The 14,171-nt window shown below is 71.3% G+C and carries 16 protein-coding genes; 12 read left to right on the plus strand and 4 right to left on the minus strand.

What is annotated here, in order from left to right:
* Positions 1 to 143 precede the first annotated feature (143 nt).
* From rpmH to BIV28_RS14480, 8 genes are all read left to right on the plus strand, one after another.
* Positions 144 to 281, plus strand: a complete 138-nt coding sequence (gene rpmH, locus BIV28_RS14440) for a 50S ribosomal protein L34 (RefSeq protein ID WP_010849920.1) — start codon at positions 144 to 146, stop codon at positions 279 to 281.
* Between the two features lie 18 nt (positions 282 to 299).
* Positions 300 to 650, plus strand: coding sequence for a ribonuclease P protein component (rnpA, locus tag BIV28_RS14445; protein WP_076262970.1), 351 nt, complete (start codon positions 300 to 302; stop codon positions 648 to 650).
* Positions 647 to 1,012: a membrane protein insertion efficiency factor YidD gene (gene yidD, locus BIV28_RS14450; RefSeq protein WP_341350229.1), complete on the plus strand. Its 366-nt coding sequence runs from the start codon at positions 647 to 649 to the stop codon at positions 1,010 to 1,012. The genes rnpA and yidD overlap by 4 nt, the downstream gene beginning before the upstream one ends.
* A gap of 78 nt (positions 1,013 to 1,090) precedes the next feature.
* Entirely contained in the window at positions 1,091 to 2,071 is a 981-nt protein-coding gene (gene yidC / locus BIV28_RS14455) for a membrane protein insertase YidC (protein ID WP_076262973.1), read from the plus strand.
* A 94-nt stretch (positions 2,072 to 2,165) separates the two neighbouring features.
* Positions 2,166 to 2,891, plus strand: coding sequence for a R3H domain-containing nucleic acid-binding protein (locus BIV28_RS14460; RefSeq protein WP_076262975.1), 726 nt, complete (start codon positions 2,166 to 2,168; stop codon positions 2,889 to 2,891).
* An 81-nt stretch (positions 2,892 to 2,972) separates the two neighbouring features.
* Positions 2,973 to 3,779, plus strand: a complete 807-nt coding sequence (gene rsmG, locus BIV28_RS14465; protein WP_076262976.1) for a 16S rRNA (guanine(527)-N(7))-methyltransferase RsmG — start codon at positions 2,973 to 2,975, stop codon at positions 3,777 to 3,779.
* Positions 3,780 to 3,880: 101 nt separating this feature from the next.
* Positions 3,881 to 5,419, plus strand: a complete 1,539-nt coding sequence (locus BIV28_RS14475) for a ParA family protein (protein ID WP_423221542.1) — start codon at positions 3,881 to 3,883, stop codon at positions 5,417 to 5,419.
* Positions 5,420 to 6,463: 1,044 nt separating this feature from the next.
* Complete coding sequence (locus tag BIV28_RS14480; RefSeq protein ID WP_076262979.1) at positions 6,464 to 7,552, plus strand: ParB/RepB/Spo0J family partition protein; 1,089 nt, start codon at positions 6,464 to 6,466, stop codon at positions 7,550 to 7,552.
* Between the two features lie 21 nt (positions 7,553 to 7,573).
* On the opposite strand, the gene BIV28_RS14485 is transcribed toward BIV28_RS14480, so the two are convergent.
* A complete protein-coding gene (locus tag BIV28_RS14485; RefSeq protein ID WP_076262981.1) occupies positions 7,574 to 9,037 on the minus strand; it encodes a DUF2339 domain-containing protein in 1,464 nt (487 codons plus the stop codon).
* Positions 9,038 to 9,173: 136 nt separating this feature from the next.
* Between BIV28_RS14485 and BIV28_RS14490 the strand changes: the two genes are divergently transcribed.
* A complete protein-coding gene (locus BIV28_RS14490) occupies positions 9,174 to 10,034 on the plus strand; it encodes an Fpg/Nei family DNA glycosylase (protein ID WP_076262982.1) in 861 nt (286 codons plus the stop codon).
* 42 nt (positions 10,035 to 10,076) lie between these two features.
* On the opposite strand, the gene BIV28_RS14495 is transcribed toward BIV28_RS14490, so the two are convergent.
* Positions 10,077 to 10,478, minus strand: a complete 402-nt coding sequence (locus tag BIV28_RS14495) for a PNPOx family protein (protein WP_076262984.1) — start codon at positions 10,476 to 10,478, stop codon at positions 10,077 to 10,079.
* A 35-nt stretch (positions 10,479 to 10,513) separates the two neighbouring features.
* Positions 10,514 to 10,837, minus strand: coding sequence for a DUF1905 domain-containing protein (locus tag BIV28_RS14500; RefSeq protein ID WP_242653047.1), 324 nt, complete (start codon positions 10,835 to 10,837; stop codon positions 10,514 to 10,516).
* 63 nt (positions 10,838 to 10,900) lie between these two features.
* Between BIV28_RS14500 and BIV28_RS14505 the strand changes: the two genes are divergently transcribed.
* The 3 genes from BIV28_RS14505 (at position 10,901) to BIV28_RS14515 (ending at position 13,082) form a co-directional block, all read left to right on the plus strand.
* A complete protein-coding gene (locus BIV28_RS14505; RefSeq protein ID WP_076262987.1) occupies positions 10,901 to 11,791 on the plus strand; it encodes a metallophosphoesterase family protein in 891 nt (296 codons plus the stop codon).
* A gap of 114 nt (positions 11,792 to 11,905) precedes the next feature.
* Complete coding sequence (locus BIV28_RS14510; protein WP_076262988.1) at positions 11,906 to 12,199, plus strand: DUF4287 domain-containing protein; 294 nt, start codon at positions 11,906 to 11,908, stop codon at positions 12,197 to 12,199.
* A gap of 58 nt (positions 12,200 to 12,257) precedes the next feature.
* Positions 12,258 to 13,082 (plus strand): alpha/beta fold hydrolase, encoded by an 825-nt coding sequence (locus BIV28_RS14515; RefSeq protein WP_076262990.1) that lies wholly within the window; start codon positions 12,258 to 12,260, stop codon positions 13,080 to 13,082.
* A 60-nt stretch (positions 13,083 to 13,142) separates the two neighbouring features.
* Here the strand turns inward: BIV28_RS14515 and BIV28_RS14520 are convergent, their stop codons facing one another.
* Complete coding sequence (locus BIV28_RS14520; RefSeq protein ID WP_076262991.1) at positions 13,143 to 14,159, minus strand: glutathione S-transferase family protein; 1,017 nt, start codon at positions 14,157 to 14,159, stop codon at positions 13,143 to 13,145.
* Positions 14,160 to 14,171 lie beyond the last annotated feature (12 nt).

Consider the following 14,171-nt stretch of genomic DNA (forward strand, 5'->3'; position numbering starts at 1 on the left):
AGGCGCCGCGCCCCGGTCCGCCGGGTCGATGCCGGAGCACCACGGGCTTGCCGATTGCGGTCGCCGAGACCACGCACTGCCCCACCACCACGGGAGCGCGGGTCGACGAGAGTCGCCCGGCCCCGCGACCAACGGAGAATCTCGTGAGCAAGCGCACCTTCCAGCCGAACAACCGTCGCCGCGCCAAGACGCACGGCTTCCGCCTGCGCATGCGCACCCGTGCGGGTCGCGCCATCCTCGCCGCCCGCCGTCGCAAGGGCCGCGCCGAGCTCTCGGCCTGAGCCGCCGAAGGCCTCGGCGTGCTGCCGGCACGTCACCGTCTGCGTGAGAGCGCAGACTTCGCGTCGGCAGTCCGCGGGCCTGGCGCCAGCAGAGCGGGCGGGCGACTCGTCGTCGTGCATGCCAACCGGACCGATGCGCGTGCGGACCTTCCGCCGCGCGTCGGTTTTGTTGTGTCCAAGGCCGTCGGCAACGCCGTCGTCCGCAACCGCACGAAGCGTCGGCTCCGGGCCAGCATGGCCGGCCACGTCAACCGCGTCCCCACCGGCTGGGACCTTGTCGTCCGCGCGAATCCCGCTGCGGCACAAGCGTCCTGGGTCGAGCTCGACGCCGCTCTCGGGCGGCAGCTCGAGAAGGTGACCTGCCGGTGAGCGTGACGGTCAACCAGGTGCTCGCGGCCCCGCTCGTGCTCGCGGTCCGCGTCTACCAGCGGTTCATCTCCCCGCTCACCCCGCCGAGCTGCCGCTTCTACCCGAGCTGCTCCTCCTACGCGGTCACCGCCCTGACGCGCTTCGGCCCGATCCGCGGCGGCTGGCTCGCCGCGCGGCGCATCGGCCGGTGCCACCCGTGGAACCCGGGTGGCGTCGACGACGTTCCGCTCACGTGGGAGAGCCGCAACGACGTCCGCCCCGAGGACTTCCGACCGCGGGACGCCGACGGTGACGTCGAGCCGGACCCGGCCCCGGGCGCAAAGGCGCGGCATCGGCACCAGCACGGAGCACCCACCACCTGACCACGCGGCATATCGTTGCCGACCAGTGGTGACCGGACCGAAGGCATGGCCGGCTCACCGGACGACAGAGGACACACGTTGAGCGAGTTCTTCAACACCCTGCTCTACCCGATCAAGCTGGGTGAGGCATGGGTCATGTACGCCTGGCACTGGCTGTTCGACGCGATCGGTCTCAAGGGTGACCTCGCCGGCTGGGCCTGGGCCTTCTCGATCGTCGGTCTCACCGTCGTCGTCCGGCTCCTGCTCATCCCGCTCTTCGTGCGCCAGATCCACTCCTCCCGCCGGATGCAGCTCATCCAGCCGGAGATGCAGAAGATCCAGAAGAAGTACAAGGGCAAGCGCGACCCGGAGAGCCAGAAGGCGCAGCAGGCCGAGATCATGGATCTCTACCGCCGCACGGGCACCAACCCGTTCAGCAGCTGCCTGCCGATCCTGATCCAGAGCCCGTTCTTCTTCGCGCTCTTCCAGCTGCTCAACAACCTCAAGGCCCAGGCCGAGGGCAAGCAGCCCGGCATCGGCCCGATCACCAACGAGGTCGCCCGCGCCATCGAGAGCTCGACGATCTTCGGCGCCCGGCTCTCCGACTCGTTCGTGTCGAGCGACCAGCTCAGCGTCAAGATCCTCACCGCGGTGCTCATCGTGCTGATGTCGGCGACGACGTTCACGACCCAGTACCAGCTGATGCGCAAGAACATGCCGTCGGCGGCGCTCGACAACCCCTTCGCGAAGCAGCAGAAGGTCCTGCTGTACCTGATGCCGATCTTCTTCGCGATCTCCGGCATCAACTTCCCGATCGGTGTCCTCATCTACTGGCTCACGACGAACCTGTGGACGATGGGCCAGCAGTTCTACGTCATCCGCAACATGCCCGCGCCCGGGTCCGAGGCCGAGGCCAACCGCCGCAAGCGGCTCGAGCGCAAGGGCAAGACGTTCGAGGAGCTGACGGTGCCGGGGCTGAACGGCGAAGACGCCGTCGAGGATGCCCCCAAGGCCGGCCAGCGACAGCAGCCGAAGAGCAAGAAGCGCTCGAAGACCACCGCGCCCAAGAACCGCCGCTGAGGCGTCCGTCCACAGTCTTTCCCACCCTGCCGAGCCGCTGACCTGCGAGGACACGAGTTGTCCCCAGGCCGGGCCGGTGAACGAAGGAGCACCCATGAGCGACACCCAGGCGACCGGCGACGTGGCCGTCGACACCACGCCCGACACCACGCCCGACACCACGCCCGACACCACCCCCGAGGCGACGCCCGACGCGACGGCCGACGCTGCGAGCACCCCGACGGACGCGGCGACCGACGCGGCGATCGACGCCGACGACGCGGCGATCGACGCCGACGACGCGACGCGGGACTCCGACGACGACGCTGCTGACGGCACCGCCACGGAGGACAAGGGCGACAAGCCGTCGCGCGTCCGCCAGCTCGAGCGCGAGGGCGAGGTCGCGGCCGACTTCCTCGAGACGCTCCTCGACATCGCCGACCTCGACGGCGACATCGACGTCGATGTGGACGGCGACCGGGCCGCGGTGGCCATCGTCGACTCGGAGGACGGCCGCGTGCCGCGCCGCCTCGTCGGCCCCGGCGGCAAGGTGCTCGAGGCCCTCCAGGAGCTGACCCGCCTCGCGGTCCAGGTCGAGACCGGTGAGCGCAGCCGCCTCATGCTCGACATCGCCGGGCACCGGGCCGAGCGCCGCTCCACCCTGGTCGACCTCGCCAAGACGGCGATCGAGCAGGTCAGGACGAGCGGCACGAAGTCCGCGCTCGAGCCGATGTCGGCGTTCGAGCGCAAGGTCGTGCACGACGAGGTGGCCGCGGCCGGACTGGTGTCGGAGTCCGAGGGCGTCGAGCCGAACCGCCACGTCGTCATCCTGCCGGCCTGATCACCGGCGCGTTTCACGTGAAACGGGGCGTTCCGCGTCCCGTGCCCGCCGCCGACGACGACGCAGGACAAGGAGCACGGCGTGGCTGACGAGGAGCGCGAGCCGAGCGGTCCGGTCCCGCCGGTGACGCCGGAGACACCCGATGCTGCGGCGTCGGTCTTCGGGGAGCGGCTTTCGCTCGCCGAGGAGTTCGTCGCCGTGCTGGCGGACACCGGCATCAGCCACGGGCTGATCGGCCCCAGGGAGGCACCCCGCCTCTGGGACCGCCACGTGCTCAACTGCGCCGTCGTGCACCACGCCATCCCCGTGGCCGAGGACGGCCAGCAGGTCGTCGACGTCGGTTCGGGGGCCGGGCTGCCCGGCCTCGCCATCGCGATCGCGCGCCCGGACCTCCACGTGCACCTCGTCGAGCCGCTCGCCCGACGCACCGGCTGGCTCTCGGGAACGATCGCCCAGCTCGGCCTCGACAACGTCACGGTCCACACGGCACGTGCGGAGGCCCTGTGGGACACCGTCACCGCACCGTGGGTCACGGCGCGGGCCGTGTCCGGCATCGTCCAGCTCGCCGAGTGGACGCTGCCCCTGCTCACACCGCACGGCAGCGTCCTCGCGCTCAAGGGGTCACGAGCCCATGACGAGCTGACGGAGAACCGCACCGCGCTGACCCGCCTCGGCGTGGTCGATGCGGCCGTCGAGGCCTACGGCGCCGGGGTCCTCGCCGACCCGACGCTCGTGCTGCGTCTGACCATCGGCGAGGGAGTGGACCGGCGGCGGTTCCGATCGCGCGCGCCCAGCAGCGCGGGTTCGGCGCGGCGACGGGCGGATCGGCCGCGCGGTTCGCGGCGCACCGGCCCGGCGTCCGGCAGACGTCGGCCGCATCAGACATGATCGTGTCGAGACCTTTTCGGCGGTGGATGCGGCGACGGGTCGCCCGTTCCGCGCCACCGCCACCCTCGCCCGCGATCCCCGGAGGTGTACTCCCCGTGACGATGTCGACGAACCTGGGGTGGCCCAGCGAACCCGAACCGTCGCCGGAGCACCGTCGTCTGGGCTGGCTGGCCCGCATGCTCGGTGGTGTTTCACGTGAAACGGGGCAGGGGCCCGGTTCGGGAGACACGGGTGGCAGCGGTCTGGGCGTCGGCGGTGGTGAAGCGCCCGAAGCGGCCGTCGTCGATGCGACGCTCGTCGCCGGGGACGGAGACGCGGAGATCGATACGCCAGGACGCACCGACGTGGACCGTGCCGAACCCGATGCGGTCGAGGCCCTCGCCGATGCGGACGCCGACGGCGACCACGGTCGAGGGGACCCGGGTGGGGCGCGGGGGAGCGACGCTGGTCCGGAGGTGCTCTCCTCCGAGCCCGCCCCTGTCGAGGAAGAGCCCGACGGCCGGGACAACGCGAGCCGGGAGCCGGTCGACGACGACCGCACCGAGGCCTCCGGGCCGGATGATCTGACTGACGACGAGACTGACGACGAGGAAGAACGACCTGTGGACAACGCGGTGGATGACGCGCCCGATAACACGCTCTCCACGCAGGAACCAGGGGTTCCGGCGGCTGGGGACAACGTTGTGGACGAAGAGGCGCGGCGACGCGCGTACGCGGACGGGCACGCCGACCGGGAGGCCCTCGTCGCCGCCCTGCCGACGGTCGACGACGACACGCCCCTGGCGCGCGAGCTCGCCGACAACGCCCGCCGCCGGATCCAGCTGACCGGCCGCCCCTTCCCGAAGCCGGCCGCCCCCCGCGTCCTCACCGTCGCGAACCAGAAGGGTGGCGTCGGCAAGACGACGACCACGGTGAACGTCGCGGCGGCCCTGGCGCAGTCGGGGCTGAAGGTTCTCGTCATCGACCTCGACCCGCAGGGCAATGCCAGCACGGCCCTCGGCATCGACCACCACGCCGAGGTGCCCTCGATCTACGACGTCCTCGTCGACGGCACGCCGCTGCTCGACGTGGTCCAGCCGTGCACCACGGTCGAGAGCCTCTTCTGCGCGCCGGCGACGATCGACCTCGCCGGTGCCGAGATCGAGCTCGTGTCGCTGGTGGCCCGTGAGACGCGCCTGCAGAAGGCGATCGCCGCGGCGTCGGAGGCCGGGCACAGCTACGACTACATCCTCATCGACTGCCCGCCGAGCCTCGGACTGCTCACCGTCAACGCCATGGTGGCGGCGAGCGAGGTCTTCATCCCGATCCAGTGCGAGTACTACGCGCTCGAGGGCCTGTCGCAGCTGCTGAAGAACATCGAGCTGGTGCGGGCCCACCTCAATCCGCCGCTGCACGTCTCCACGATCCTGCTGACGATGTACGACGGCCGCACCCGCCTGTCGGCCCAGGTCGCCGAAGAGGTGCGCGAGCACTTCCCCGAGCAGGTGCTGCGCACCACGGTGCCGCGGTCGGTACGCATCTCCGAGGCCCCGAGCTTCGGTGAGACGGTCATGACGTACGACTCGACGAGCAGCGGCGCCCTCGCCTACCTCGAGGCCGCCGGTGAGATGGCCGACCGCGGTGCCGCCGGGGCTGCCTGACCCGTCCCTCCGACGCGCTGAGAACGGCGCCGCTCCCGACCGGGGCGGCGCCGTTTCACGTGAAACGCGCTGAACGGCGTCGGCGGCGCTCTCCACCGGTGCTCCCGTTTCACGTGAAACCGAACGCCCGACCCGCGGCGGGGCCGGCGGCCGAGGGCATGGCGCCACTCAACTCCTGACTGGTCAGTGGGGCACAGACCGCGAGGAGGCCGATGTGGCTGTCGACGCTGTTGCGACCGGGGAGCTGTGCCGACGGGGCGGGGTGCGGTGTTCGGGAGCCTGCTCGGGCCGGATCGCGTCCGGGCGCCAGGCGGGGGAGGTGCGGCTGGGACCAGCGGTCCCGACGGGCCCACCGGGTCCTGGGCCGCGGTCGGATCACACCAGCCTCGGCGGGAAAGACCCTCCATGGATTCGTGCCGTCATGGTCGTTGCGAGCGGCGACGTCGTCGGGCTCGACTGTCGCAGAAGGGCACCCGGGGCGCCGCGCGCCAAGGAACGGACACAAAGCGTGGAAGGGTGGGCGGGTCGAGGGTGGCAGGTACAAGGTGTCCCGGGTCCAATGGCAGCGAACCTTGCCGGCGACGAAGGCGTCGTCATCCGCGCCCGCTCTACCGAAGCGCGGCCGCCGGCGGCCCTGAACGGCGACAGGCGCCCTTGCCGCGTTCCGCTCCGAGCACGCCCATCCGTCGCGGGGCCGGATGACGCGCGTGGCGTGGACCGGCGCCCCACCCACAGTCCTGACTCCCGGTTGGTCGGCGCTGGGATCTGTCAGGGCACGACGAGACGATGGGCAGCGGCCGGTTTCACGTGAAACACGGAGACAAGACGGCCGCTTCTCCGATCGGCAAGGTCTGATGGGTGCGTGTTTCACGTGAAACGCGACCCGGAAGACTGCTGTGCGTCGTTTCGACCGCCTGTCGCATTTCGTTTCACGTGAAACGCCCATAGCGGCAGCTCGTGCGGCGTGCGCGGATCGGCCACGACAACCACCTAGACTGAGCGCCGGACGCGAGGGTCGCGGCCGACATGGTCAGAGGATGTTGAATGGCGGAGAAGCGTCGCGCACTGGGTCGGGGTCTCGGAGCACTCATTCCGAGCGCACCGAGCGGGGGAGCAGGCCGGCCGGTCGACGTCTTCTTCCCCGACCAGAAGCGGGACGAGGTCGGCGGCGGAGTCGCCGTCGCGACCGAGGAGTCGCCGGAGGCTGCTGCCGGCGCCGACGCCACCGGCTCGACGGGCGCGGACGCTGGCGCCCCCCAGTCGCAGCAGGCCCCGACGGACGGTCCCGAGCTCGCGGTCGTGCCGGGCGCCGAGTTCGCCGAGCTCGACATCGACTCGATCCGGCCCAACCCGCGCCAGCCGCGCACGGTCTTCGACGAGGACCACATGGGCGAGCTCGTGCACTCGATCCGTGAGATCGGCGTGCTGCAGCCCATCGTCGTGCGGCGCATCCCGGACGACCAGCTCGGCGAGGCCGACGGCAAGCGCTTCGAGCTCATCATGGGTGAGCGGCGGTGGCGGGCGTCGCAGCAGGCGGAGCAGGCCACGATCCCGGCCATCATCAAGGACACGAGCGACGACGACCTCCTGCGCGACGCGCTCCTGGAGAACTTGCACCGCAGCCAGCTCAACCCGCTCGAGGAGGCGGCCGCCTACCAGCAGCTGCTCGACGACTTCGGGTGCTCGCACGAGGAGCTCGCGACGCGCATCGGCCGGTCCCGGCCGCAGATCTCCAACACGCTGCGCCTGCTCAAGCTGCCCCCGCTCGTCCAGCGGCGCGTCGCGGCGGGCGTGCTGAGCGCCGGGCACGCACGAGCGCTGCTCGGCCTGCCCGACGGTGCCTCCATGGAGCGGATGGCCCAGCGCATCGTCGCCGAGGGCCTGTCGGTGCGCACGGTGGAGGAGCTCGTCGCGCTCGGCGAGGGCGGGCAGGCCCCCAAGCCGCGTCGCCCGCGTGCCGGTTCGCGCCACCCGCAGCTCGAGGAGTACACCTCGGGGCTCGCCGACCACCTCGAGACGCGGGTCGCGATCGCCCTCGGTCAGCGCAAGGGCAAGATCACCGTCGAGTTCGCCTCGATCGAGGACCTGCGCCGCATCATGGGCCTGATGGGCGTCGACGGCCAGGGCCGCTGAGCCCTCGCGAACCCGCGGCGATCAGAGCCACGACGCCGGTCTCGGCACGATGACGCCGATCGCGCCGTTGATCGGCAGCACCGGCCCGGACCCGGACGCAGCCTTGAGTTCGGCGCACTGGGCCGTGGCGCACCAGTGCGTGACGATGCCGCCGTACTCGTAGAGCATCATCTGGATCGTGCCGGCGGTGATGCCGCCGACGGCGGTCTTGCGCTGGGCGGGATCCTGGTAGAGCACGACGTCGCGGATTCCCGTGCGCTGCTGGGCGGCGACGGCGGCGTCGACGATCGCGGCGTACTCCCGGCGCGTCTGCTGGTGGGCGGCGACGTCGGCGCGCCACTGGAGCAGGCCCACGACCGACAGGGCCACGAGGGCCACCGTGCCGACCCACCGGGTCCACGTGGCGCTCGAGAGGAGCAGGGCTGCGGGCACCACGGCCAGCAGCCATCCCCACAGCAGGCCGCGCGGGTTGGTCGTGACCCCGGTGGCAAGGGTCTGGACGCCCCCGAGACCGACGGCGACGACGAAGCCGGCGAGGATGCGCAGCCACGGCCCGCGCGTCCGCCGGTCGATCAGCGCCACGGCACCGGGGACGACGCCGACCGCGAGCGTGGCCCACCCCAGGGCCTTGGCCAGCGACTGGAGGTCGGACAGGTATCGGTGTGCGTTGACGCGGAGGGCGTGCAGGCTGTGGGCCGTGTTCGGGTGGCGCCAGGCGGCGATACGGATCCCGAAGTGGCTGAAGGCGATCCAGTTCAGCGTGTAGATGATGAGGATGCCGACCCCGTACGCGACCAGCCAGACGACGCAGACGGCGATGGTCGTGCGCCACGAGCGGGTCCGGAGGTGGACCAACGCCGCGATGAGCAGCACCGGTGCGATCGGCGGATAGGTCAGCACGCAGAGGATCGTCGTGATGGCCACCCACGTGCCGAGGCGGACGCGGCTCGTGGAGGCGCGCGGGAGCGTCCACACCGACAGTGCCGCCACGATGACCGACGGGGTGAGGGTGCCCGGCCAGTACACGAGCCGCTCCCACAGCGGCGAGGCGAAGACCGCGAGGGTCAGCAGGCCGGCGGCGAGTCGCCCGCGGACGTCGAAGAGCCGGGCGAACCCCACGACGAAGCAGGCGTAGGCCACGGCGTAGAGCACCGACGCCACGACGGGCGCCTCGTGCTGTCCCACGACGAGCCACCAGACGTAGTTGAGCCACCGACCCTCGGTGAGGTTCTTGTGCAACACGTCGGACCCGCCGGGGGCATGGTCCGGCAGCAGGTAGGGCCAGTCGTCGCGGCGGATGAACGGCGTGACAACCTGCGCGACGTAGCCGCTGGCCAGCACACCGAGGGCGACCGCCAGGACCGGCACCCACAACGGCGGCCGTTCCGCCGCGTCCGCGCCCGGTCCGACATCGGGACGGTCGGCATCGGGCTGCTGGTCGGCGTCGCCGCGCAGCCGACGGGTACGCACCGAGTCAGTCGCCATCTACTCTCCTTGTCGGAAGCTGCCGGCGACTGCTGTTCCCCCTCGGGCAACGATACGGTAGCCGCGGGCGGGCGGCGACCCGCTGTCCAGGGGCCGCGGAGCCGCCGACGGACCGACCGACGTACGGAGGGAAGCGGTGCCCGAGGGCCACACGATCCACGCCCTGGCGGCCCGGCTCGAACGGGCCTTCTCCGGACGGGTGGTGGCGGCCTCGAGCCCGCAGGGACGGTTCGCGGCCGACGCGGCCCGACTCGACAGGCAGGAGCTGCACGGCGCCCGAGCCCACGGCAAACACCTGTTCGTCGACATCGGCCCGGCGACGCTCCACGTGCACCTCGGGCTCATCGGCAGCTTCCCGGTGCGCCCCGCCCCGGGCGGCCACGTGCCGGCCCCGCTGCCGACCGTGCGTCTGCGCCTCGAGACCGACGCCCACTACGCCGACTTGCGCGGGCCGATGACGTGCACGCTCGTCGACGCCGCACGGGAACGCGAGATCGTCAGGACCCTGGGCCCGGACCCGCTGCGACGGCGGCAGCACCCGGATCGGGCTCTGCAGCGAATCGCGAACAGCCGCAAGGGGATCGGCGAGCTGCTCATGGACCAGTCGGTGGTCGCCGGCGTCGGCAACGTCTATCGCTGCGAGGTGCTGCACCGCCAGGCCATCGACCCGCTGACCCCCGGGCGCGACCTGTCGACCGACGCATGGACGGCGCTGTGGGACGACCTGGTGCTGCTCATGCCGCTCGGCGCCACGTTCTCGCAGATCCTCACCATGCCCGACCAGGTGGAGGCGGCGCGGCGGCTGCGGCGCAGCGGACGCGCCAGGTCCGTCACGGAGTCGCTGACGGGGGAGCGGCTCGGCGACCACTTCGAGCGCCGGTTCCTCGTCTACAAGCGCACCGGACTCGACTGCCCACGGTGCGCGGCCACCGTGCAGGACCGCGCCGTCGCCGGACGGACGCTCTACTGGTGTCCCACCTGTCAGCTGCGCCACTGAGCCACCTCGGCGTCACTGCCCCTACCGGCGAGATCCACGGGCTCACCACCCGCGGAACGGGGCTCGCGCCAGCACGGGGATCTCGACGAAGTCGTGGCACCCGAGGACCGGCAGCATCGCACGCGGCGGCTGCGGCATGCGTCGCAAGCCCTCCGCCTCGTCGAGGAAGGCGGGGGTGCCGAGGGTCAACAGCTCCTGGCGCAGGTGCATGCGGCCCCCGTGCGCGGCGCGGAGGTTGGCCAGCCAGTCGACCCCACGGCCGTACGTGAGCGCCACCGTGACGTGGTCACCGCCGTCGAAGGCCATCATCGGGACCCGGAAGACGCGCCCCGAGCGGCGCCCGACGTGCTCCACCTCGACGAACCAGCCGTGCCCGGCCAGGTGCACCATCGCCTTGTTGAGGACGTCGCGGTTCACCGTCGTGATGGCTCGGGGCAGCGGCACGGGTGGGCTCCTCAGTCGATCATTCGGGCGATGGTTCAGTCGGCGATTCCCTCGGTGACGAGGTCGACGCGGAGCCGCACGACGTCACCGAGGTCGACGTCCTCCGCCCGACGCACGTGGGCCTTGATGGGGACGACGAAGCCGCCGTCCTTGGGGAACAGGGACGTCCGGAAGTCGGTGCGGCCGAGCCGGCCGTGGACGGGTAGGCAGCCCCAGCCGTAGCTCGCGAACGACCACGACGCCACCTCCTCGAGCGCGGGCTCGGGGACGGCGACGAAGTGGTACGGGGACGGCCCGCGCCAGAAGATCACCTCACCGGTGAAGTCGACGCGGAAGAGCCCAGGGGCGACGGGTGCCACGCGACCCAGCATCCAACGCCTCGACCTCGATCACAACGACCCGCCCCACCGTAGATTGGCGCCATGGTCTTCACAGGGAGCCGACCGGCACCGTCGCACGTCATCGCCCACCTGTCCGACATGCACCTCATCGCCGGCGAGGGCCTGCTGCAGGGACACATCGACACCGTCACCCAGCTGCGCAAGGCGCTGGAGAAGGTCGAGGCATCGGGTGAGCGGTTCGATGCGATCGTCCTGTCCGGTGACCTGACCGACAGCGCCCAGCCCGAGGCGTACGCCAGGCTGCGCGAGCTCGTCGAGCCGGTGGCCGAGCGGCTCGGCGCGGCAGTCGTCGTCACGGGCGGCAACCACGACGAGCGGCGACCCCTGGCCCGGGGCTGGTTCGGGCGCGACACCGACGAGCCCCAGGACACCGTGACCGTCGTGCGCGGCCTGCGCATCGTCGCGATCGACTCGGCCCTGCCGGGCTTCCACCACGGTGGCTTCTCCGACGAGCAGTACGCCTGGCTGGCCGACGTGCTCGCGACGCCGGCGGAGCACGGGACGGTGCTCGTCATGCACCATCCGCCCATCACCTACCGGTCGCCCGTGATGCAGCTGCTCGACTTCGACGACCCCGACCGGCTGCGCGCGACCCTCGAGGGCACCGACGTGCGGGCGATCCTCAGCGGGCACCTCCACGTCACGAGCTTCGGCACGCTCGGGCGCGTGCCCGTGTTCGTCGCGGGTGGGGTCTCCTACGTCGACGACGTCGGGGCGCCGCGCGAGCTGCTCATGGGGGTCGACGGCCCGCAGTCGTGGAACCTCGTCGAGGTGCACGCCGACCACGTCGTCGCGACGGTGGCACCGGTCGAGCAGCACCCCACGTGGCCGAGCCTGGCTGACGCCGTCGTCGAGTTCATGGCCACCGTGCCCGAGGAGGACCGCCGGACGGTCTTCTCGACCAAGCGCTGACCATTTCGATTATCGAAATGTCGAGACGGTCCGATGGCGTTCGACATGAGGGTGAGAGGCCGCCGGGACCGACCCGGGCCCCGCACCGGACACCCAGACCAAGGAGCACCCGACATGTCCTTCCAGGCCTACCTCGACGCGATCGAGAAGAAGACCGGCCTCACCCCGCAGGAGCTGCTCGACGAGGCGACCGCGAAGGGGTACGGCCCCGACGCGAAGGCCGCGGCTGTCGTCGAGTGGCTCGCTGAGGACTACGGGCTGGGCCGGGGCCACGCCATGGCCCTGTTCCACGTGGTCAAGAACGGGGCGACGATCAGCGACAAGCACGTCGGCAGCACCGGCGCGCACCGCGACGACTCGACACAGCTGCGTCTCGACGGGATCGCGCAGCGCCACGGACCAGCCTGAACGCCATCCAGAACGCGAGAACGACCACCCGACAACGACTTTCGACAGGAGACCGACGATGAGCACCACCCCGACCACCACCACCGTCCAGCACGCGCAGTCCGCCGACGGCACGCAGATCGCCTACGAGGCGTACGGCAGCGGACCCGTCGTCGCTGTCGTCGGCGGTGCGTTCTGCGACCGAGGCGCCTTCCGGGACGTCGCCCAGACGCTCGGTGAGCTCGGCTTCACCGGCGTCACCTACGACCGACGCGGCCGCGGGGACAGCGGCGACACCAAGCCCTACGCGGTGGCGCGTGAGGTCGAGGACCTCACCGCCGTCATCGAGGCGGCCGGCGAATCCGGTTCAGCCGCATACGCTTTCGGGATCTCCTCCGGTGGTGCGCTCGTCATCGAGGCCGCCGCCGGCGGCGCACCGCTGACGAAGGCCTCCGCCCTCGAGGTGCCCTACCGCACCGCGGCGTGGCCGCCGCCGCCCGAGCGCTACATCGAGCGCCTCGAGGCCTTCGAGGCCGAGGGCGACCGCGAGGGGATCCTGCGGTTCTTCAACCGCGAGGCCGTCGGGATGCCCGAGGAGATGGTCGACGGGCTCAAGGGGACCCCGATGTGGGAGCCGATGCTGTCGATGACGTACACGGTCAAGTACGACGGCCTGTGCCTTGGCGGCGACGAGCAGGACATCCCGGCCGAAACCTTTGCGCGAGTGATGATCCCGTTCCTCGCCGTGTGCAGCAGCGGGACACAGATGCCGTGGCTCCACGACTCCGCCCAGGTGGTCGCCGACGCGCTGCCGAACGGGACGGCTGTCGAACTGCCGGGCGAGTTCCACCAGGTGCCCGCCTCGACACTGGCACCGGCCCTCGCCGAGTTCTTCAGGGGCTGAGCAGCATCCGGCGCGACCCCCCTGGGTTCCTCTGCCAGACAGAGGAACCCACGGGGCGGTTCAGAGGAGCGCCAGCACCGGGTTGTGCTCCGGCCTGACCGGCTCCCGCACCGGACCCGGTGGAGTGCCGTCACCGAACGGCGTGCCCCCGAGCGCCTCACGGCCGTGCGGAGCGGCCCAGCCCTCGAGCGCGGGACCGAGCGGCACGATGCCGGTGGGGTTCACGTCGCGGTGCACGACGTAGTAGTGCCGCTTGATGTGCGCGAAGTCGATCGTGTCTCCGAACCCCGGCGTCTGGAAGAGGTCCCGGGCGTAGGCCCAGAGCACCGGCATCTCGGAGAGCTTGTTCCGGTTGCACTTGAAGTGCCCGTGGTAGACCGGGTCGAAGCGCACGAGCGTGGTGAAGAGGCGCACGTCGGCCTCGGTGACGTGGTCGCCGACGAGGTAGCGGCGCGTGGCGAGCCGCTCCTCGAGCGCGTCGAGGTGCCGCCAGAGCCGGTGGTAGGCCTTGTCGTAGGCCTCCTGGGTGCCGGCGAAGCCGCACCGGTAGACGCCGTTGTTGACGTACCGGTAGATCGGCTCGCTCACAGCCTCGATCTCGTCGGCGAGAGCGTCGGGGTAGAGGTCGGGTGCGCCGTCGCGGTGGTGCTCGCGCCACTGCGTCTCGAGGTCGACGGTGATCTGCTTGAAGTCGTTGGTGACCACCTGACCGGTGGGCACGTCGACGATCGCGGGCACCGTGATGCCGCGCGGGTACTCGGGATCGCGCCGCAGGTAGGCGTCCTGGATGCGCGGGATCTTCAGGACCGGGTCCAGGCCACCGGGGTCGAGGTCGAAGGTCCAGCTGCGGCTGTCGTGGGTGGGCCCGCAGATGCCCATCGACAGGGCGTCCTCGAGCCCGAGGAGGCGGCGCACGATGATGGCGCGGTTGGCCCAGGGACAGGCGCGCGACACGACGAGCCGGTAGCGGCCGGCCTCGACCGGCCAGCCGTCACGGCCGTCGCGGGTGATGCGCGTGGTGATGTAGTTGGTGTCGCGCTTGAAGCTCTTCTCGACGTACGTGCCGGGTTCGCTCATGGCTCTCACCCT

It is taken from the genome of Intrasporangium flavum, from assembly GCF_001956915.1.
GTDB classification, from domain to species: Bacteria; Actinomycetota; Actinomycetes; order Actinomycetales; family Dermatophilaceae; genus Monashia; species Monashia flava.